16 protein-coding genes are annotated in these 21,668 nt (G+C 55.8%); all 16 read right to left on the reverse strand.

The genetic code is table 11. The annotated features are described in order from the left end of the window. Nucleotides 1-635: 635 nt before the first annotated feature. The 16 genes from AC6BYQ_RS25820 to trbC all read right to left on the reverse strand — a co-directional run bounded on the left by AC6BYQ_RS25820 (nt 636) and on the right by trbC (nt 21,665). Complete coding sequence (locus AC6BYQ_RS25820) at nt 636-1,424, reverse strand: DsbA family protein (RefSeq protein WP_498057728.1); 789 nt, start codon at nt 1,422-1,424, stop codon at nt 636-638. 28 nt (nt 1,425-1,452) lie between these two features. Further along, entirely contained in the window at nt 1,453-6,876 is a 5,424-nt protein-coding gene (traI, locus tag AC6BYQ_RS25825) for a conjugative transfer relaxase/helicase TraI (RefSeq protein ID WP_498057729.1), read from the reverse strand. After that, nucleotides 6,873-9,464: a type IV conjugative transfer system coupling protein TraD gene (gene traD, locus AC6BYQ_RS25830; protein ID WP_498057730.1), complete on the reverse strand. Its 2,592-nt coding sequence runs from the start codon at nt 9,462-9,464 to the stop codon at nt 6,873-6,875. The genes traI and traD overlap by 4 nt, the downstream gene beginning before the upstream one ends. A 117-nt stretch (nt 9,465-9,581) precedes the next feature. Further along, nucleotides 9,582-9,893 carry a hypothetical protein gene (locus AC6BYQ_RS25835; RefSeq protein WP_498057731.1) on the reverse strand — a complete coding sequence of 104 codons (312 nt, stop codon included), beginning with the start codon at nt 9,891-9,893 and terminating at the stop codon, nt 9,582-9,584. Nucleotides 9,894-10,084: 191 nt separating this feature from the next. Continuing rightward, entirely contained in the window at nt 10,085-10,816 is a 732-nt protein-coding gene (traT, locus tag AC6BYQ_RS25840; RefSeq protein WP_095450913.1) for a conjugal transfer complement resistance protein TraT, read from the reverse strand. Between the two features lie 147 nt (nt 10,817-10,963). Further along, nucleotides 10,964-11,677 carry a hypothetical protein gene (locus tag AC6BYQ_RS25845; protein WP_183274268.1) on the reverse strand — a complete coding sequence of 238 codons (714 nt, stop codon included), beginning with the start codon at nt 11,675-11,677 and terminating at the stop codon, nt 10,964-10,966. 8 nt (nt 11,678-11,685) lie between these two features. Then, nucleotides 11,686-15,075 (reverse strand): conjugal transfer mating-pair stabilization protein TraG, encoded by a 3,390-nt coding sequence (gene traG, locus AC6BYQ_RS25850; RefSeq protein ID WP_498057732.1) that lies wholly within the window; start codon nt 15,073-15,075, stop codon nt 11,686-11,688. Beyond that, the gene (gene traH / locus AC6BYQ_RS25855; protein ID WP_498057733.1) at nt 15,075-16,439 is read right to left on the reverse strand and encodes a conjugal transfer pilus assembly protein TraH; all 1,365 of its coding nucleotides are present in this window, start codon (nt 16,437-16,439) and stop codon (nt 15,075-15,077) included. The genes traG and traH overlap by 1 nt, the downstream gene beginning before the upstream one ends. Next, a complete protein-coding gene (locus tag AC6BYQ_RS25860; protein WP_183274265.1) occupies nt 16,432-16,836 on the reverse strand; it encodes a hypothetical protein in 405 nt (134 codons plus the stop codon). Before AC6BYQ_RS25860 ends, traH begins: the two co-directional genes overlap by 8 nt. After that, complete coding sequence (locus tag AC6BYQ_RS25865) at nt 16,833-17,096, reverse strand: hypothetical protein (protein ID WP_013087221.1); 264 nt, start codon at nt 17,094-17,096, stop codon at nt 16,833-16,835. The genes AC6BYQ_RS25860 and AC6BYQ_RS25865 overlap by 4 nt, the downstream gene beginning before the upstream one ends. A 17-nt stretch (nt 17,097-17,113) precedes the next feature. Then, a complete protein-coding gene (locus AC6BYQ_RS25870) occupies nt 17,114-17,722 on the reverse strand; it encodes a type-F conjugative transfer system pilin assembly thiol-disulfide isomerase TrbB (RefSeq protein WP_498057734.1) in 609 nt (202 codons plus the stop codon). Continuing rightward, a complete protein-coding gene (locus AC6BYQ_RS25875; RefSeq protein ID WP_061549496.1) occupies nt 17,712-17,930 on the reverse strand; it encodes a hypothetical protein in 219 nt (72 codons plus the stop codon). Before AC6BYQ_RS25875 ends, AC6BYQ_RS25870 begins: the two co-directional genes overlap by 11 nt. After that, nucleotides 17,927-18,418 (reverse strand): hypothetical protein, encoded by a 492-nt coding sequence (locus AC6BYQ_RS25880; protein WP_183274263.1) that lies wholly within the window; start codon nt 18,416-18,418, stop codon nt 17,927-17,929. Before AC6BYQ_RS25880 ends, AC6BYQ_RS25875 begins: the two co-directional genes overlap by 4 nt. A gap of 9 nt (nt 18,419-18,427) precedes the next feature. Beyond that, nucleotides 18,428-19,210, reverse strand: a complete 783-nt coding sequence (gene traF, locus AC6BYQ_RS25885; RefSeq protein ID WP_183274262.1) for a type-F conjugative transfer system pilin assembly protein TraF — start codon at nt 19,208-19,210, stop codon at nt 18,428-18,430. Next, entirely contained in the window at nt 19,207-21,042 is a 1,836-nt protein-coding gene (traN, locus tag AC6BYQ_RS25890) for a type-F conjugative transfer system mating-pair stabilization protein TraN (RefSeq protein WP_239619736.1), read from the reverse strand. Before traN ends, traF begins: the two co-directional genes overlap by 4 nt. Further along, complete coding sequence (gene trbC, locus AC6BYQ_RS25895) at nt 21,039-21,665, reverse strand: type-F conjugative transfer system pilin assembly protein TrbC (RefSeq protein WP_183274260.1); 627 nt, start codon at nt 21,663-21,665, stop codon at nt 21,039-21,041. Before trbC ends, traN begins: the two co-directional genes overlap by 4 nt. Nucleotides 21,666-21,668 lie beyond the last annotated feature (3 nt).

The raw sequence follows: 21,668 nt of genomic DNA on the forward strand, positions 1-21,668 counted from the left end.
AACTCTTCGGCCGGAAGTTCAGACCAGTGAACAGAAATCTGCTTGTCATTCACGGCGGCCTGTTCTTATGGCGGCCGGGTGTTGTTTTCTATGGTGCATGCGTTATAATCCTTCACAGGCAACGCGCCTGCTTTTGGCCCCCCTGATATCTGACTCTTCCGCCAAGTTGATGACAGATTTCGGGGGGTTTGTGCATTCAGGCTCCGGGAAATCCCGTCACCTGCTCCTGAACGTTTTACTGGACACGTCCTGTACCTGTCTGTTTCCGGAAGTCCGCATTTCTTCCGTAAAACCATCTTCTGCCACCCGCCTGCCTCACCACAAAGCAGTCAAACCGTCAGTTTGAGTTAGGTCACAAAAGTAATCTGAATCAACAATCTGTCCCACCACAAGACGATCGCTGACGATCCGAATACTACCTTTTCGCTGGCAATATTTCCAGATGTCAGGCCAGATTAGCGTTCATTGTTTGCTTGCTAATTGTCCTGAAGGGACGTTTAACCGACAGCGCTCGCCGCAGCATCAGGCCGGCAGGTCTGATCGAGGAAGCGCAGGTGAACGGAACGGGAAGATGGCATTTACGCGCGGAACATGAAGAACAGTCTCTGGCGGGAGACGTTCGCCGGACCGGTGGACTATTGTCCCTGTGAGGCTTTCCTTATAGCGGCCTGCAGTCTTTCAGCGGTGACGGCTTCCGGGAAAACCGTGATGGTTTCCGGCGTTGCGCCGCTGACGGGCATGACGATGATCCCCGGTGTGCCGGTGAGTCCCAGCGCCTCTGCCAGATTGCTGTTTTTCTCAAGAGACGCGGTATGGTCGCCAGGAGCTGAGGTGGCCAGTCCCGCCTTTGACGCTGCTACGCGAATATCCTGCGCCGTCAGTTTGCCTTCATTTTGGCCGGTGGCGTAGATGGCATTGTGATAGGTGACATAGGCCTGCGGCCCTTTCTTTTGCCAGACCGTCAGCCCCTGCTGCGCTGCCTGAAGTGAGGCTTCCCAGCGACCACCAAAAATTGGCCACTCCTTAAAGAGGTAGCGGACGTCCGGCTGCGCTTTCATGACCTTCTCCAGCTCCGGCGCGAAGCGGCTGCAGAACACGCACTGGTAATCAAAGAATTCAATCACCGCGACCTTTGCATTATCAGGCCCGTAAGCCGGAGTATCCGGATCATGCAGAAGGTTCGCCTGATTCTCCATCACGCTGAGTGCAAACATCTTCTGCTTACGTGCCTCCTGCTGTTCCTGCAGCTTATGACTGACCGTCACCAGTATCTCCGGGTGGGACACCAGGTAGTCTGCTGTGATTTCGCCAATACGGGCCTCCTGCTCCGGGCTGAAGACCGGCTGCGGGGCCGAAGCGTGTGCCGTTGCAATAAAGCTGATGTATGTTGTAACTAATAATGCCGCTAATTTATGTCTTTTCATTGCCTGATTCTCATGGTTAAAAGAGAGATTAACGTTCTTTCTGAATGGTACGGGTGAGGGTCTGTTCTTCTCGCTCCGGCATGCGGCCGCGTTCAGTGTTTTCTGCCACCCTGAGCATGTCGCGCTCAGCGTTTGCCAGATCTGCAATCACACGCGATGCCCGCGACTGTTCACCGGATGCCTTGTCAGCACCTTCCAGCTCACTCCTGACACCTGCAGCAGCTTTCATTTCCTGTCCACCGGTGTTTTCCTCACCTCTCACCCTGGCGATCACATCCGCATCCGGGGTGAGTGGTTCCGGTTTACGCGGATTAATGTCTTCCGGTTTCAGTCTTATCACCTCTTCCTGCGGAATTTCCGGCAGCAACGACTCCGGCTGCCTGTTCCGTCCGGCTTCTTCATTGCGAACCTGGTCTGCCAGCAGCTGTTCGCGCAGTTGCTGTACGTTCTGCTCGTCAGTCAGCGTGGAGACAATACCCGGAGAGACATCCTGTTTTGTCCCGCCGCTCACCTTAAGCAACCATGCTGAAGGCGGTTCATCGCCGGTCTGCCAGACCACGCCGTCCTTCGGGTGATGTCGTACTGCATCGAGCGCGGCCGCCAGGTCACTGACTACAATCGTGTTGCCGGACTGGCTTCGCTGCAGTACCGCACCACGGGCACGTTCTGTCATGACCATCCGGGTCTCCCCCTGTGTCATCCGCCCTTCCGGGCTGGCAACCAGGGAAACCAGGGCCAGGCCCGCACTACGGCCGTTGTTGTCATACACCGGCAGCGCCAGCGCCGGTTCGGGAAAGCGCCGGGTGGCCGGGATGATTTTTGCCGTCAGTGACGCATCCTGCATGCCCTGATGGCGTACCCAGGCGCGGCCAATGGCCGTTTTATTCACCGGCTGTCCCATTGCCCAGATGGCTTTCGCCTGTTTACGCTGCGTTTCTGGCGCCAGCGCATCGTGCGCCGTTTTGATATCCCGCTCCGGCGTTTTTACCGCCTTAACCCAGTCCGCCTTCCCGTCGGTATAAATCTGGACGTGCTCTTTCACGCGCGAGGCCGAGATGTAGAAGGCGCGACGGGAGGCAAGTGCCTTACGCCCGCCTTCCGTGCCCTCAAGCGCAATGACATAATCGCTACTGGCCCCCTGAGCACCGTACCCGGTGACAGCCCAGCCGTAGTCAATATGCTGCTGCGCCCTGACGGCCTGAGGATTGATGGTGATGCGGCCGTTTTCCCCCTTCAGACGAATATTGCCCGTTTCGCTGACCGACTCGACCGTATAGCGCTGGCTGGCCATCTTTCCCTGCTCCTTGTCTGTCGCCGTGAACTTCAGCAGATCGCCGGCGCGGACTTCCCTCTCGCTGCGGCGAAACAGCTGCACGTCGCCGGTGATGAGTTGCTTCGGGGAATACAGTCCAATCTTCCCTTCCTCATCACGTACCGTGACCGTACTGCCGTTGCGGTCAACGGCCAGCACGTCCTGGTAGCGATCGCCGCGTTTAACCACCATCCCGGCTTCCCAGGCATCGGTTTTGTTAAACTCATGACGGGTGTGGGTGATTTTATCGAGCACCGGCACCGTAATGGCCTTCTCCCCCAGCTCTCCCCGGGCAGCCAGCACAGCATGAATGCCGGCATTTACCGCACGACGGTCAGCGTTCAGCTGGGTGATAATGAGGGTACGGGACCGCGCCTCCGGCGTCCGGTCCGTCCAGTCAGCCACGATGTCGTTAACGGGCGTCTCCGTTTCCTGAATGGCACTCCCCGGGAGCGTGGCTGAAGCGCTACGCGCCACACGGTCAGCCGGCTGGGTTTCAATGCGCTGCAGGGCCGCATCGATCCGGTTATCAATGATGTCGTGAACGGCACCGCGCAGCTGCAGGTCTTTCTGGCGGACGATTTGCTTCATGATGGCCACATCCATCGGGCTGCGCTCCTGCATCAGCTTAAACGGCGCGCCCACGTCGACCGATTCAAACTGGTCGATATCCCCCATCGAGACCGCGCGACCGCCGCCGCTGGCAATGGCCTGGAACAGGGCCGCCGTATCCTGGTTGCCTGCCATTGAGGACTCATCGATAAGAAACACCTGTGCTTTATAGTCGGGCTTACCGCCTGCGGCCGTCGCCTGGTCATGTTCAACGATAAAGGATTTGATGGTCTGCGCCCGGACACCGACGTCGCTCATCTCTTTCACTGCCTGGTGCGTCGGGGCAAGACCCATCAGTACTGGGCGAACATCTGCCGGTAAGGTTTCAAGCGCGGTTTTCACGGCCTTCAGCTGCGTGGTCTTCCCCACACCGGCATAGCCCTGAATCCCGATAAACTGATCCGTGGTGCCCAGCACCAGGGTGGTCGCCTTTTTCTGGCCATCGGTGAGTCCGTTCAGCACGGCCTCCGGTACCTGTTCCAGCAAGGGCTGCTGCGTACCTTTCCCTTCCGCCACCACACGCAGAATGGCTTTCTCCATCTCCCAGGTGGACCGGGAAACCAGTACCGGCTCTCCCCCTGCGGATACGGACAACAGCTCGCCATTTTTAATCATCGCGCCAATTTCATTCCCGATGGCTTCAAGGTCGGGATGATATTTCTGCGCCTCCGTCGCCAGCTTAAGTTCGCTGAACACCACAGTGCGCTGGTCATTGATGGCACGCCAGACGGCCAGCCCGGCGTCCGTCCGGACGCTGTCATGCAGCGAGTCAACCGCCTGGCTGACGTCATCGTGGCCACTCAGACTTCTGACCAGTTGCACGGGAGAGGCACTGGTCTTCATGCGCTGCAGCCGGGCTTCTGCCCGATCCTGCACTTCGGCGGTGAACACTTCCGCCCGGTGACCACTCTGCGCCAGCGAGTTCATGGTCTGGGATGAGATGTCGCGACTGTTCAGCGCGGCCAGCACCACACCGGTGTCGTTATCCCGGCCGCCCGGCGCGGTCACGTAGGCATGTGACAGGTAGAGCGGCTGGTCTTTTGGCAGCGTCAGGGTCTCTTCCCCCCGTTTCACCTCAATCCCCTTTTCACTTATCCCGGTCACCTCAAGACGGTCTTTTGCCTTCAGGCTGTGCTCACGATCCCCCGCCACGGCCAGCAGTTTTTCGCCGGTGGCCACGCTGAGGGTTTCGCGGCTGAAGAGACGCCAGTCAGCGCTGATATCCCCGATTTTCATCCGGGTCAGCACGCCGTCCCCGTCGATGAGCGAGAGGACTCGCGTGTCCTCATGCACCCGGTCAATCACATACGACTTACGCGCTTTTGCGTCCGTGCGATCTTCAAGTACCATCCCGGGACGGTATGAACCGGGCATGCGGCGCGTTTTGCTGTCGAGCCAGACCGGCTGCCGGGCCTCTATCTCAACGCCGTCGCGCCCCAGCTGTCCTGCGTTCTGCAGCGCCTCACGTACCAGGCCCGTCAGCTGTGCCTGTTCACGCCTGCCGACCACAACGGCGGTGACGTTTTCACTGCCTCCGCTCAGTTCTGCAAACCGGTTGGCCAGCGCCTCGTAACGGTCGCGTTTGTTCGGAATACTGACCACTTCGGCCTCCAGCCCGGGCGCCGGCTCAGTGCGGCGGGAGCGGGCAACCCCCGCGGACTCCAGCACGGACATGGCATTACCATTCGCCTGACGCCCTGCACTGTCGAGAAAGACCAGCTGTGCGTCCTGCGCACGCGCTTCGCCCAGCAGTACCAGCGTCTCCTTTAATCCCAGACGCTCTGCCCCTTCGATAATCAGCGTGCTCTGGGGTTTCAGGTGGAAATCACCACTCAGAACATGCTGCCGGCTGATGATCCGTTCCCGTAAATCGTCGGATTTCGCCAGCGAAATGGCGCGCTCGGCAGAGCTGGCCAGCACCTGCACGTCACGACCGTTCGCGCCGGCAATACCGGCCAGCTGCGCGGTCAGGTCACGGATACCCGCCACGCCTGACGGGGCATTCATCAGAACCAGGGCGTCTTTCTCCACCACTTCCAGCGCCGCTGGCGCGTACTGCGCCGGACGGGTGAAACTGACGACTTTTGTGGATTTGAGATGTTCCTGGCTCAGCGCCTGGATCGAGAGTTCATCCAGCAGGTGAATACGGGAGGTGAAGACCCCTTTCTCACTGTCCAGCGGCACAATCATGCCGTCCTTCAGCGCCGCATCGATGGCCACACGAATATCCTGAATCTCCGGCAGCTGTTCGCTCAGCTCCGCCGTGGTCAGCATAAGTTCACCAAAAGTGAAACGTGTTTTACTGTCACTTAACTGCGAGATGGCCAGCCGGACAGCCTCAGCCAGTTCCGGGCGGGGTATTTCAGTGTCCCGCTGCGCTGCAGGAAAACTCCTGGCCGCCGGCGTCTTTTCGGGTCTGGTCTGTGCCGGCTGACTCAGCATGTCAGTCTGCTGTGGTACAGGCTGACGGGACTGGCTCTCCCGTTCTGCGGGTTGAGCAGGTGTATCGACGCTCTTTTCTGCCGTGGACGACGTCTGCAGAGAAGCCAGTTCAGGCCCGGCAGGAACCGCTTTAGCCTGGTGATCTCGCTCCGGCTGAGGCGCTGTCTCACGAAGACCTGCATCACGCGGCACCACGCTCTCCTGATACGCCTTCAGGTCAAATCCCTTCTCCTTCATCTGTCCCAGCCAGCGCTCCATCAGGCGCATACGTGAAGGGTCAACTTTCGCCCTGCGGGTGTCTTTGGCGGCCACATCCCGGCTGCGCAGCGTGGCTTCAGCCCCCACGGCCCCCTGAATTTCCCGGCCCCGTGAAGAATATTCGTCCCTGACGTCTTCCGGAACGCCCTTGATCTCCCACATGCCATGCTTGCCTACTTCTTCCACTTCATGACCGAGTGCTTCAACCCGCTCACGCAGCGCGCTGCGATAGATTTTCCCGAGCGTGACCTGGTGCTTCATGACGGTCTCGATAAAGCCGGCGTTATGGATATAGTCCGTGGCCAGGGCTTTCCATTTGCCCGCATACTCCGTCATGTTGGCAATCAGGAGATGGGTGTGCAGCTGCGGGTCAAGATTGCGCGAGGTATCATGCGTATAGGCGGCCGCCACCATCTTGCCGGTGTGTACGATGGACGTAACGCCGTCTTTCGTGTCGCGGGCCGAGATGAGCTTCTCCACATAGCCAGCCGTCACGCGGACGGCATGGTTATGTGCTTCCACCATTTCTTTATCGTTGCCGATGAGTGCCAGAATGGACACGCTCTTGGGGGCGGAAAAGGTCAGGTCATGGCCCGGACGGTGGACATGCTGTCCGTTAACCTCCTTGCCAAGCCGTGAGCCGTCCGGCAGGCGGCCCTCGAGGACGGCCGTCAGATCATCGCCACGGACATTGCCCTCCAGACCCAGCGCTTTTGCACCTTCCCCCATCCAGAGGCTCTGCAGGCTGCCCAGAAAATAGTAGTTATCGGAATTGCTGTAGTAGCCTGCAGCCTCGCCGGCTGACGCTACTGGGGCGACTGACATCATAATTCAGGCTCTCTGTCGTAATAGTAATGGTCGTTTTCGTCGTAACCCGGGTCGTCCGCGTGACGGTGAAGTAAAATGTTCTCTTCTTCCTGCGCCAGCTGCCGGTGAGTACTGTGGGCTTCATCCGGGGTTTGCGGTGTCACTGACTTCCCTGCCGTCGTCACACTCAGGCCGCCGTCAGGCAGTGCCGTCACTTTCATGTCGAGGTTCATGGACTCACCGCCGTTTTCCTCTGTCTGCGGATCGCTTTCCGAAGAGGCCGGCCGCTGGCGTGCCCTGTGCAGCATGCTCAGGGGTGAGGCGACAGGTGGTTCCGGTACATGATGTCGGTTTCGCAGGGCCTTGAGGGCATCGGGCATTGTTTGTACAGAGTCAGCGGTACCCGGGTGAACGGTCACTCCGTGGGAGACAGGTAATTTGCCCGGAGCTTCCGCCGGGTTCTTCATTGCGCCAACAGAACGGAGAGAAACAACGTTATCTTTTTTCTCTGCAGTGACAGGAGGTGTCACCGTGTTGTGTTTTCCGGCCCCCTCTTCCGGTACGACTGTCGCAGAACCGGAGATAACAGGCTCCATGGCAGCTACCTGTTTCCGTTCAGTCACTGTGCCCTGAGGAGGCTTCGGCGATGTCACTGGTGTTGCTGTCTTTTTTTCGACGGGCGATGATGCCGGCGTACCGGCAGAAGTAACATGTGCCGTACCGTCAGCTGCGGCTGACATTTCGCTTCCCTTCTCCAGCACTTCGTCACCGGTCGGGAACGTCAGACCTGCAGCAGCCGCTGCGCGCTCATTCTCCTGAATAACCCTCTCCAGCTCCGGACTGAGCGCATCGCGGATATTGCGTTCAATCAGACCTGCCTGCCGTTTCTTCAGCGCGCGATATTTAAGCTTCAGACGGACGACCGGATACTCACCCGGGAGGCGAACATAAAAGTTGAGGTTTGGCAGACGCATGATCTGCTCGTAGTCGACAATCGGGTTATTCACTTCGTCCTTACCGAGGGACACACCGTCTCGCACCTGGTCCAGACCGTAGCTGTTCTGCTCACGGATTTTGCGCTTACGCTGGTTGCCCAACTCCTCTTCCACCACTTTGGCCATCTCGGCGCTCGGCGAACGTCCGTACATACGCGTGTTCATCAGGTCAAAAATGCTTTTGGCCAGCTCACGGCCGTAGACGTGAACCAGCTGCGCCATGTTCTGCATGCCCAGCACGAAACAGCCACCAAATTTACGCGCCTCGGCAAGTGTCTCGGCCAGCTCGGGTATGCGCTGCAGGCTGGGTGCTTCATCGATAATGAACCATACGCGGCGGTCGCTGTTCTCCCCCATGCTCTGCAGCATCAGTGTGGCCAGCGACACCCACAGCGAGATCAGCGGGCGTACACTCTTGCGATGACGGGCCTGGGTTGAAATAAACAGCCAGCTGCTGTCATAGCGTTCCTGCGTCATCCACTCCCGGATGGTGAACGGCGGCTTCGTTCCGTCATCCAGCCCCTGCAGATAGCGAAGGGCTTTAGCGTAGTTGGTTACCACCGAGCGAATGGAAATGGCCGTTTTCTCGATCTTCTCCTCAACCAGGTTGGCTGAGGGCGTGTTGGCCAGATAGTCACGCAGATTTTTCATGCTGAGGGACAGCAGGGTTTTGAGGAACTTCTCAATGCTCCGTTCCGGGTCCGTCGACATACGAATCGCGAGATCGGCATAAATGGTTCGCGAGCTGGATACCCAGAACGGATCGGATTCCCCTTCCACCGGAATGAGGCTGGCGGCCAGGTTGTCGTAATCGACCGCGTCAACGCACTCACCCCACATCTGCCAGTTGGCACAGCGCTCGTCGTGGGCGTTAAGGATGATATCGGTGGAGGGGTTATAATGGGTTTCTGTGAAAGTACAGCCGGAGTCGTAGATGATGGCCCGGTCACCACGTTTGCGGATGTAGTCGAGTAACCAGCGTATCAGCGTCGACTTCCCCACCCCGATAGTGCCATGCATCAGGAAATTGAGTACCTCCGCCATCCTGACCATATGCAGATCACCCACGCGCAGGTCAGAGAACTCACCGTTTTTACGCAGCAGCTTATTCACTTCGGCAGGCTTGTCAGTCAGCTGCATCCCGGAAATGTATTCGTCTTCACTTTCCTTTCTGCCGATATTCGCGATAAACCAGGTCACGGCGATGAACACCACCATACTGAACAGCCCGCTGGCACCGGCTGCCCACTGCAGCTCACGCAGGCACTGGTCGCCCATCGCCTGCATGTACGGGTCGGTATAAATCTGCGGCAGGGTCATTTTCAGCACCATTGCCGTCGCGGTAGGCGCATACCAGTAGTGAACGTCGTAGATTTTTGGCGTTCCCGATGCCGGCATCAGGTCGATAAAGCTGCTGTTGATACTGGCGAACCACCACAGGGAACCGTTATCCAGGGCTTCCTGAGGGATTCGCCAGAGAAAGATGGCGGTAGTCAGTACGGCGAACAGGATGAAGATCCAGAATCCTATCCAGTTGTTCACCTGAATGAACATGCGCCAGCGGTAGGCGGTCATCTGCCCGCCCTGGGTGAGGTTTTTTCCTGCGAAGCTCATAGAGTGTTGTCCAGCCGTTATCGCATCACCTGCGTGGTGATGTTCGTTATCAGAGAAGAAACGTTGAAAAGGGTGATGAAAAAATGTGGTACCGCGTGGGGGTTAATCGTCAGGTTATTACATCTGACTCAGTTCATACCTGGCCTGCTGACATCCGTCCTCCCAGTCCTGTTTATTAATGTATGCAGCCACAGAACGGACTGACGAGGCCACATCCTTATAAACCGGTGAATGCCACCCCCGGGGCTCCAGATCGTAAAGGGTAAATTCATAGCCAGCCCAGAAAGCAACAATGGTCATACCTTGCCCCTCAGGAAGTGAACCGAATACATTCATCCAGGCCCTTGCTGCCATCAGTTCGCTTTCCAGATGGATAAGTGACCAGAATTCAGCTGAGTAATCTGCACGTTCATTTATCTGATGCATCATGATGGACGAACTCCTTTGAAATTAAGGACGCAACGCTCGCCGCAGACAGGGCTGCGCCTGGCGCAGCCATGCGAGGAAGCGTAATTACTGGTAACTGACAGAAAGCACTGACGCACCCGGCTCCGGAAAGAACATGGTGAATATCAGTCTGAGGGGGAACAGGCTGTGACGGTCGCCACAGCCGCAGGTTATTACATGATGCCGGCGATGGATTTGGCCAGCTGAGCTTCCAGGACAGGTTTCGCCTCTTCGAACTTGAGGTTTACCTTGTTGGCATTTGATACCACACGGGTCTGGTATTTGGCGCGGTTACCCTGTTCTGAGCTGGTTTGTAGCTTGACACCTGAGGTCCCCTGCTTCAGTGCAGCGATATTGTCAGTCGTGACGGTCGCCTTGCTGCGCTCGGAAATTTGCAGATCGGTCACCATCGTGTAGTTCACGTCTTCAACCATTGCATCTGCCGCCATACCAATCAGGCCACTGGCAAGCCCTACACCCAGCGTTGCGCCAGCTGAAGACGAGTTATACGCCGTAATACCCGCGCCGAGTGCCGCTCCCATTGCCGCACCTTCGTACCCGGTCTTGAGGAAGCCCTGCGCATCACGCAAATCCATTTTTTCTGCTTTCAGTACGTTCGCCTGAATCCAGTAGTAGGCGGTGTCAGGAGAACTGGTTACGCGGTAGCCTTTGGCGGCCAGTTCATTTGTAATTTGTGCCTGCAGACCGGACATGTCCTTGTCGGAAGTATTACGGATCTGCAAATAAACAGTCTTCTCTGATGATGGTTCCAGCCAGATGGTTTCACTCATCTGAGTTTTGACATCGAGATTACGCTTCTTCACCGCAGTGGACATGGCACCACAACCAGACAGAGCGAGAGTAGACGCGATCAGACCAACAACGGCTAATTGTTTTAATTTCATGAATTCATCCTGTGCATAGAAAAACGTCCCCGTTAGCGTGATATAGCTAACAGAGACGTTATCGGCTTATTTGAAAGGAAATTTAGGTTAAAAAATGATTTGGCTTTGATTACTACAATAATTAAGGGGGCCATTGCCCCCTTACTTTCAGTATCCCCGGTTAGGGTCATACGTATTTGAAGGTTCGTTGAAGTTTGTTCCCCAACTGTTTCCGTGTATATCCAGGCCAGAGATGCCACCAACCATTGGCATTCCTGACGCAGGGTTTATAGCAATCCCTTGATTGATATCCGTATAACTCGCACCGAAATTGATAGGTAGAACAGTTGAATTTGTGTCTAGCCCTGAATATTGGCTCGATGAAAACTCAGCCAATGCTATTCCCTTGCAAGACATACTTGTTTGATATCTAGCGGCCTCTTCCTCTGAAAGTCTATACGCTTTACTCCCGCGTATTTCATAGATATTGCCAGTATCTTTATCCTTCAAGAGGTTTAACTCCTTCCTTCCAGCCCCAAATAACACGGTGGAAAGAACCATAACTGTGGACATCGACAGATATAGATATATTGAATTTTCCCAGAAGAAAAAGAGGCATACTACTTGCGCTAAAATTGAAGTAAGCAAGCGTGGAAAGAGCGAGGCGATTGAAACACCACTTCCGCTCTTATCTGCTTTTTTAAGAAGATAGAACAACGGTAAGGATATCAATGTACCTAACGCGTACATCCCTGCCAATGCGATCCAATCCTCACTGTAATACCCGTTATGGTTAGGAATCACATCATGAATGAGTGGAATAGCAGCATATATACTAAATACAGGAATGTATGAAATTCTGCATAGATTAGCCTTTAGCATTTATCCTCCTAGCCTGCCCTTTTCCTCAATTCCAGCAACTGCTCTTCTAACTTCCTTTTTTCTGCACTGTCTATAACTGGCGTTTGCTGGTCAATCTCGGCTTCTTTTCGTTGAATTTTGAAATTACCGGTTGCGTTTAAATTCTCTCCTTTCAGGATATCACTGGATGCCTGAACAGTGGATTGTTTTTTATCAATTTCCCCAGCAGATTCGTTGATTTTATGCTCATTTTCAGATCTTTGTTCCGCTACACGTCGCTGGATATCATTTTGCGGACCAAAACCCTGACCTGACTGTTCATGCAGTTTTGCCTGGTTTTCTTGGAAAGACGCCTGCATAGCATTACCCTGAACCCGCGGCTCCTCAACATTCAAGGTTGCCTGGCTATGGCTCATATCATTCCCGTGGCCTGCTGCTCCCCCTTGTTCCCGTAAGGTCCCGGATTGGCGTAATTCCTGCTGCATCCCAGCGCTGGAGTCAGAGTGTTGCCTTTCAGTCGAATGTCTTCCGGTATCATGACCACTGGATTTAATGGAGAGGCTATCCTGTTCGCTTCTGTGAGTGCCTGACTGGATTTGGCGGCTTTGCTCCTGTCTGCCATAGTCAGTACGTACTTCGTTATGGCTGATTTCCCTTTGACCGGCTAAGTTCTCACTGTCCGTTTGATTTTGCGCTAACAATGATGACTCATGGCTACCAGAACCACCTGTTTTCACAGACACGCTTCCTCCCACAGATGAAACCTGTCCACCGTAAGTTCCCGCATATTCCGTCACCTGGGACGCTCCGTCTGCATGGTGGTTCCCCGTGTCGTTCGAATTATAAGCGCCACTCTCGACAGGGCTGTAACGTATACCTCCATCATTACCTGTCGGGCCTGATCCTTGCTGACTGCCGTGGGCTGGCTGAACCACGTGCTCACCACTGAATGCTGCATGCTCCTGACCGCTGGTAAGATCTGAACGGCCCTGCTGATAATCCCCCATGATTTCAGGTTTGAGACGCTCATTCACGAACTCCATCGCCGCTTCGCGCGCCGATGGCGCACTTGTCAGCATGGACTGCGCCTTATCGCCGTATTTATTGGCCGCCCAGTCCACAAACTCCTGCGTATAGTTTGTATCGAGGCTTGCACTCTGGTTCTGTGCAACAGTGGCCATCCGGCTGAACTCGCTACTCTGTGTCGAACTGGTGGTGTACTGATGGTACTGGCTCTCAGCATCATTAAGCGTTGCAGCCAGCTGCTGAACATTGCTGCTTGCAGCATTCTCGGAATGATTCGCGCCATCGGTGATTCGGCTACTTTTGACCATATCCATACCCTGGCGGAAGTCATTAACGGCCTGGCTGTTCTGATCATGTCGCGAATCTTGTGTGTTGGAGCCCGAGTCCTGAACGCCTCTTGAACTACCCGTCGAATGCCGCAAGTCACCTGAAACACTTCCTTCAGCACCAAATTTAACAACACCTAAATTGACGCCTGCCCCAGCAGTACCTTTAACACCTGCAGATACTGACCCCTGATTACTGATATCCATCAGCTTGTTATAGGCTTCCTGCGTCGAGATATTGTTAGCTTTAGCATAGTTTTCAGCAGCCGACATCATCATGCTCGCGCCGCGCGTTGCGTTAGTGGCCTGGCTGTTTTCACTGCCGCTGGTCAGGCTGTCGCTGGTACCTGTCTGGTGAGACAGCTGTGAGAGCTGCGACCAGCCACTGGTGACACTGTGGTTGTAGCCATCGAGCGCCGTCTGCGCCTGGACCTGCGACTGGCGGGCAGACTCCTGGAAACCGCTGCTGGCCAGCTGGCTGAGCTTCATGTTCACCGGCAGATTCGACATTGCGCCTGAGCCGTCGATAACCGTATGGCCACCGGCCGTCTGCGTCTGCGTGGAACCATTATCTGCCTGCCACGTCTGCTGGCCCTGACGCTGCATCAGGTTGGTATCCAGCTTGTTCTGGCTGACATTGTCCATTGACATGTTGTTAAACGACCAGTTTCCGTCCGCCGTGGTTGCTGCCACACCTGCCGACGTGAAGGCGCCAGAACTGAGGACACTGCCTGCCACCTGAGAGCCCATCGCTGCAGCACCCTTGGTCAGATAGAACGACAGCACCGGAATGGACAACGACAGATACCCAGCCAGATTCGCCACGTCCGAATGCTGCAGTGCCACCACATCCTTGTTGGCCAGCACCAGAGGCGTGCCCCCGGACTGACTCTGCAGCCAGTAGTTGGCAGCATAGTTAAGGATGGCGAACATCACCGGCCACATCTGGAAATAGATAAAACCGGAAATGTATATTTTCAGGGTGTTCAGCCCAAACATAGTGTGATTTGATGCGGCCAGCGCAATCATCAATGGGAACAGGCACACCAGGATAAGCATCAGCAGGGACTGTGCAAACGGCAGAGTGCGGGTGGCAAGCTCATTACCCGCAGCCCAGCTGAGACGCTGTTTGGTTGCAGCGTTCTCGGTGGCCAGGTTCAGCAGGTTAGCCGTGTCGGATGAGCGAGCGGCGAAACCCTTAATCCCCTGCCGAACTGCACTGTTCGTGATGTTGTTCTTCATGATCTGCGCAGCCGTCATTCCCCCGGCATAGAAGAATCCGTAGCTCTCACCCATAGCGTTGGCCAGAAGCGAGGCACCATTCAGCTTGTTGCCGAATACCTTCCGCGTCAACCAGGTGAACGTCGCACTGCCCGGATTGACGTCGGTATTCGCCAGCGTCTTAATCTCCGTTGCCGCCTGCTGACATGTCAGAAACTGGCGCGAGGTGGAGGTCATCTTAAAGATGCCCCGCAGCGGGCTTGGGTTACTGGTTATCAACGTCAGCGGGTCAGTGGAATTGAGCAGCTGATTGATGGTGTATTTACCGTTCAGCAGAATGTCGCCGATCACACAGTTTTCCACGTAGTCTGGCAGCATCTGAGCCAGTTCCGGGTTTTGCGTGGTGAAGTCGCTGGTTTCCGCCACAATCTGCGAGCCAAACAGCATACCGGTCTTGCTGTAGGTTACCGAGTCAGGTCTGGCCATCAGCATGTCGTACACCGATGCCATTTTGTAACCGATGCTGGTCGTCAGTGACGCGATGGCCGCCAGACCGACCGGTACATTATCGGTTTTCCACACCGCAGCCGGGTCTGAGAGGTCAATTATCTGTACTGAACGTTTCGGTACCAGCAGGATGGACGTCAGGATCATGAAGATCGCCAGCCACTGGACGAAGACCATCGGGTTACGTTGTTTGATGAAAGTGAGCAATACAGCCAGCACCCCGAAGGTGCCGGCAATACGCATTAAGGTGTGGAAGGTATTCTGACCGACAAGGGTGACAACGGCGTCCAGCGCCGTTTTCCACATTCCCCCGCCATAAATGGTGTATATCTCAAGCATCAGCGATCACCCCAGTGATAGTTGCTTTGATAGGAGCCTGAAACAATGGTGGACACCTGCTGCTGCAGGTACTGCATGTTGCGGTCGATGCCGTCCAGTGCGTTCTGGTCTGCCGCAGACTGCAGCTTCATGTCGGCCAGCAGTCCCTGGGCATGAATGATGTTGTCGCGCAGCTTCGCAGCGGCCTCTTCCGGGAAGTTCTTACCAGCCAGAGACAGGCTTGCCTGTTTCACCAGTTCCTGGAGGTACTGGATCATCAGGTCCTGCGCGATGAAGTCGGAAACCTGCAGGAGGTACGTGGCGCTCATCCCCATACTCTGGGCGTTGGTCAGGTATTTCAGTACCGGCACAGAGGTGGTGTTCACGAAGCCTTTTTCCTGATCGGTCAGCGGTTTGTCATCGACAAGTTTGTTCTGCATCGAGAGCATCAGGTTTTTGACCAGTGTGACCAGAGCGCTGGACTCAGTAATCGTCAGGTTAGTAACGACAGGCCCCAGACAGAGTGTTGCCTCATCGCACCCGTAGACCTTCGCTGTTCCCCCGCGCATTAGAACTTTAATCAGGTCGCGGTTATCGACCAGCGGCGTCAGGATTGTCACGTCTCCGGTTTTGTTGAAAATAATGGAGCCGACAGTACTCATGACCAGCTCCTTCAGGGCGCGATCGTTACCAAGCAGCCCGTTCTTACTGAGGGTGTCCCAGATAAGGTTTTTGTTTTTCAGTACCTGGTCTTTTTCTGCGTCGCCGGCTTTGGCCGTGACTTTATCCCCCTGTCCTCCGACGGTGCAGCCCTGGCGGGAGGCCGCCCAGTCAGCAAACATGTTGGTTTCGCCGGCAATGTCCTGGCAGATTTTCTGCTGTGACACCTGCGTTACGGGCCACAACCCGCCTATGATGCCCTGAGCGGCCTGGCACGAACTCATGTTCATGGAGTTAACATCACTGGCCAGCTTCTGCAGGAAATCTTTCGCCTGCTTCAGCTCCGGGACCATCGTCTGCAGTGCCAGGTCGAATGCATAGCCTGCCGCGTTACTCATGATTTGCTTCACGAATCGCTGAATTTCCTCACCGCTGATCATGCTGAATGACCCCAGGTAGGCATCGATACCGCCGCAGCCGGCGTTCAGGGACGGCAGCTGCATCGAGATCAGCTGAACGTTTTTGACGGGGTTTCGCAGGTAGACCGACCCGCCGGAGAAATACCCGGCCGCCTGCCCCTGCCAGGCCTGCGCCTGAGAGACGTTGCCGCTGTAGCCCAGCTTGCCAAAGAAGCCGTTGAGGTCACCATTGACGTCCGCCTGAGCAGGCAGCGCTGCCAGACCTGAGAAGAACACAACCCCTGCCGTAATAAGCGCCTTAATCATTAGGCACCTCCACAGCTTGCATATCCTTGCCTGCCGGGATGTCAGTCCGGTTCAGTTTGCGGCAAAGATATGTGGCCAGACAGAACCAGCCGCAGACGAGTAAATTCACCGCAATGAGCGCGATAATCGCGGCCATAACGCCCCACAACAGGTACTGCGGATAGTGGATGAGAAGCGAGAGCGTAAACTGTTCGGAGCGGTCAACGGACATCTCACTGAGCGTTGTGATGGCGCACTTCACGTATACCCTTTCAACTACGGCGGTAAAAATTAAGGCATAAAACAGTTTCAGGGTTAACAAATCCGTCCATTTTCGGGTTTCCGTATCCTCACTACTGTCTTTCAGTATCCCGATAGTCTGGTTTCGGATAAACGTCTTCAGTCTGATGTGCCTCATGCAATCTCCTCCCGGGGTTTCCTGACCAGGGTCTGCCGGCAGACGTACAGCCCGGTGACGGTGAAAAAGAATCCGATACTCAGCGAGATAAGCAGGAGCACCGGAAAGTCCTGCAGACAGGTTGTCAGTTCTGGACGGTTCAGGACGCTGACCACCCGGTGGGCCAGTACCCCATAGAAAGCTGCGGACACAAGCAGCGTCACGCTGAATAACAGCCACACGCGCTCGGTACGCGATAACGCATACGTATTTGTCGTCATTTTGTAGTCCGTTTGTATTACTGAGGGGTGACCTGCGCACTTGCCGGCATGGGCGGCAGCGTTTTCGGATCGACGTTGTCCATGTCAGCCTGAATCAGGCTGGCCATACGGCTCTCAAGAGCGGGGATGTCCATCACACCCTGGGTCAGCGGGTAGGCTTTCAGGGTGTTAACGTTGACCATAAAGGCCGTTGGTGTCGCAATCGGCAGCCCGTTTCCGAAGAAGGTGACAATCTCGTCTGCAATGGGAGAATTCGGGTCCGTCTTGCGCGGGATCATCGGCGTCGGGTAAGACACATCACCGCCGCCGTCCAGGGTGTATGGATAAACCCTGACAGAATGCTGATCAGCCCAGCCCTTCAGCAGCGGGTCAAACTTCGCGCTGTACTGGCAGTGTGCCTGCATAAAAAGCACCACGGCATAATCTTTCATGTTAGCCCGACGTCCGTCCGGCAGTGCCATCAGGCTGGCCGGCGCAGGTACCGGAATGGTGGAGGCGGTGACGGCTGCAGCGTCAGCAGAGGTTGTTTTTGTCGCTTCAAGCGCCATTAACTCCTCGCGCGCCCCGGCGTTCGCCAGCAGGGGCAGGCACATCAGCAGAGCCGTGAATCCGGTTTTAATGTTCATGGTCGCCTTCCTTATGCGTTTGCCCTCTTTCGTCACGGTACCAGCGATAACCGGCATAAATTACCATGCCAGCCGCCCCGGCCCACATCCCATTGCACAGCCACAGCAGGCCCTGCTGTGTATGCTCCACGGACCAGGTCATCAGCTCGCTCAGTACGCGCGCCATCGTGCCCCAGAAAATCAGTCCTGCGAGAAGAGTTGGTTTCATTCCTGTGTCTCCTTGTTCTGCCGTACCAGTACAGAATGTGTGTCTGGTGAAATGCGACGCTGAGCGGCCCGGGACAGGCCATATAAAACAAACCACACCCCAAAGCCAAACATCACCGAGATAATCCAGGTGTTGAGCAACGTTGCATCTGTCGCACGCGCCCACGAATCGCTGTCCACAGGGCCACGCTGACATAACACTTCAGGCGGTGCTTTATCTAAAACGGAAGGCACGGGCTTTAACAACTCTCCGGGTTCAGGTGGCGAGAAACGCCCTGCCATCTCATGTTCATTAACACACCCCATGACCTTGCCGGCAGGCGCACCGTCAGTCAGCTCATGAAAGTTCGAGAGGAATTGTTTGGAAAGTGAGCCTTGTGATGCCTCCAGCATCACAAATACATACAGCACCAGTGCCGGGACGATGACGAAGGAATACAGGGCAGCCCGCCCTGCATCGCGGATGAGGGTAAACAGTGTTTTTGTCATAAAAGGCTCTCAGGAATTAGGTTTAAAGCCGGTGGCCACGTTCAGGAATCGTTTTGACAGGTCGTCCTGGGTCATGAAGCCATAGGACAGGGCACGGTAGTTCTGGTTGCGCGGGTCAACCAGGAAGAGCGCCGGAAAGTGCGTGATATTCATCGACCGGGACTGTCCGGTGTCCGGACGACTTTGTGGCAGGGTGGCCGCCACCTGTCCGTCAACCGAGACCGGAATGAGTGAGATCCCGTTCGTTTTCGCAAAGTCAGCGACCACGCCCGCCATCTGCACATCAATCGGATCACTGCCCCGGTAGAAGTAGAACAGACCATACTGCTGCGCCAGCTGCTCCACGGCGCTCTGCCGCGTCTGCTGGTCGCGGGTCTGCATAAACGGCGCCATGCTGTTGTAGTGCGGATACTCCAGGTTGTAATCGAGATCAGGATGGCTCAGCTGCGCCGCCGCAAAGGACTGGCTGAACATCGATGCCCGGTCCGTCCAGAACTTCTGCCAGCGCAGGAACGTCGCCGTATTTTCCCGCGAGGGGTACAGGATGGCGCGGTTAAGCGCCTCCTGTGTATACCCTTTCAGCACCCTGGCCTGCTCCATCGGGGACATTTTGCTGAGATCCGGAATGGCCTGCGGTGCTGGCTGCTGCAGTTTCCGGGGCTGCTCAGGGGGCTTTTTCGGTTCGTTGTACCAGGACCAGCCGGTGAACGGCTCAGCCGGCGTCACAATCTCTTCGGCCAGTGCCGTATGGCTCGCCAGCGCCATAAGCAGGCCACAGAGGACGAGCTTCATTTGCCACCTCCCTGCTGGTTCACCTGCGCGGCGATGCGATCCTTAATCTGCTTGACCTGCGCGCTGGTATCGGGGATTTTCTGGTTCTTCATCAAATCCTCGTAGAAGTCAGAGAAGTTGATTTTGTCGAAGTCGATACTCTGTAGCTCCGGAACCGTGATCCCCCGGCAGTCCGGGCTGTCACCGCTGCCGAACTTAACGCCCAGCTGGTCGCGACGCCCCTGCTCCTGAATGATGCGGGCAAGTTTGCCGTCAAACACACAATAAACCTTACTTTTCTGAATGCAGGCTCCCAGCACCTTACGGTCGCAACGTTCACCCACGCTAACGGTTATCTTCTTGGCTTTCGCCTTACCGAGAGCCAGTTCATCATCGTTACAGGCTGCCAGCCCGGTATCCTGTCCCCATCCTGAGTCCTTACAGCAGTTTGAGAAGCCAGCAAACGCCTTGCGGCAGCTCATGGCCTTACCCGTGAACGCTCTGACATCTATAGTGCTGTTCTGATCCCTGACATCTTCTGCCGCAGAGGCCAGGCCCGCAAGTTTGGCCACTGCCGTATCAAACCCGTTATCACCGGTACCATTTGTCTCATCACAGGCCCCGGACTTGCAGATGTATTCCCCGCCGCAGACAAGACCACTGGATGACCACGTTTTCTGACACTGATACGTCTCCGACTGGTGAGTACATACCCCGGATTCCGTTGTTGTGCAGGTATGTGAAGAGAGTGTGCAGGCGGGATTATCCATCAGTGAACCGCAGTTTCCCCGGGAACTGGTACCCGTCACGTATTCATCCGACCAGGCCCAGCAACTGTTTGTCTGGCTGTACTCCTTGCCGTCGACGATTACCGTACGGGTGCCACCAGGCTCAGTACAGGTACTGCCAGCACTGGACAGCGCCGTTTTTTTGTCAAAACCACAGCTTTCAGTCCAGGTCGTCTGCGGAACCCAAACCTTTGTACCGGTACGGTAAACGATGGTGATGACAAAATGGTACATGTGGTTGGTTTTACCCATCTCCCAGATACTGGCAACCCTTTCGGGTACGTTTTGTCTGTTATTAAACGTGATGGTCAGCTTCTCTCCTTCGGTAAAACTCTTACCCGGAGGCAGGTCATACGACCCGGAGGTTTCGTACATCGTCATCAGTGAACCGAGAGCCGTAATGTTCAGGAACCAGAGATCGTTGCTGAACGCTAAATGTTTATTGAACGTGTAATTCATCGTCGCTGAATACACCGTTCCTTCCGGCATGCTGTACGACACTTCCGGGCTGCTGACGTCCAGATTGTCTGAATCAATGGTGATGGTCTTATAGCTGTAGTCATCCTCATAATGTCCGGTGATACTGGCTGTTCTTCCGCACGTCTGGATGGTGGCCACATCCCGATCGCAGGTAAAGTTCTCAAACGTCGATTTTGATACCGTCGTCTCCTTACACTGCTGACTGGTGCCATTCATGATCCCGCCTGCCGTACCCTCCGCATTTTTTCCGATGGTAATAAAGGGGGCGTTCGGGTCAATTGTGGGGGCCGGGTTTTTGGTACCGGAACTGATCACCGACTGTGCCGCATCATTTCCCTGCAGGGCCGCCTGGCCTTTGTTTGCCAGTCCGCCGTCGCCGCCATTCACACCGCCGTAATACCCTTTCTCCGGTGGGTTAGCGGTATAGCCTGGTATTGCTCCTGTGACGGTCCCCGGATTTTTCAGGGCCCCCGTACCGGCAGAGGCATTGCCCTTGCCAAAACTCGCACCCGCCTCAAAGGCTGGATCGGCTGCGCCAGCCAGGAGCGGGAAAAGCATCAGCATCGTTGAAAAGAGTATTTTCATTTGGCAGCCTCCAGGAGATGGCGGGCCGTTGCTGCACAATCACCGCTTTCTGCCACCTTTTCCAGCGCCTGCTGCAGGGGCAGACTTCCCCGGATAACGTCATGATGGCCAGGACAGGTCACCACCAGGGCAGGAACTGTGGTGATATTGTACTGAGTGAACAGTGTCGGATCGATTTGCACACCGGCGTCCTTGTCCTCCTTGCTCAGCTCAAACATAGCTGCCGCAGTCTGGCGCATGTCGTTATTGACGAGGCCACGCAGCGTTGGCGGTATGTTGTAACGGCGTGCGTCTTTCAGCATGGGTAGCAGGCCTTCGCGCGGTATGCCGAGGCTTACAAAGTAAATCGCCGGGAAGGTATCTTTTTCCCCCATTGAGGTGGATTGTGCAGCGATATTCCCCTGCAGCCGGTTAATCAAATCCTGTTGTCGCTGTGGCAACAAAGACAAATCTGTCGACGATTGGCCCTGCAGGTCTTCCTTCATGGCTGCCAGCGCGTCCTGCTGACCTTTGATCCAGTTATGGTCGGAAACGGAAATATCGGTCTGTGTGCTGGCCCTGGCCAACGGCGCGAAAGCAATCATGACGCTGAACGTCAGCGCCCGGAGATAAGCGATTTTCATTGT

It is taken from the genome of Serratia sp. LTN-2 (genome assembly GCF_059740205.1).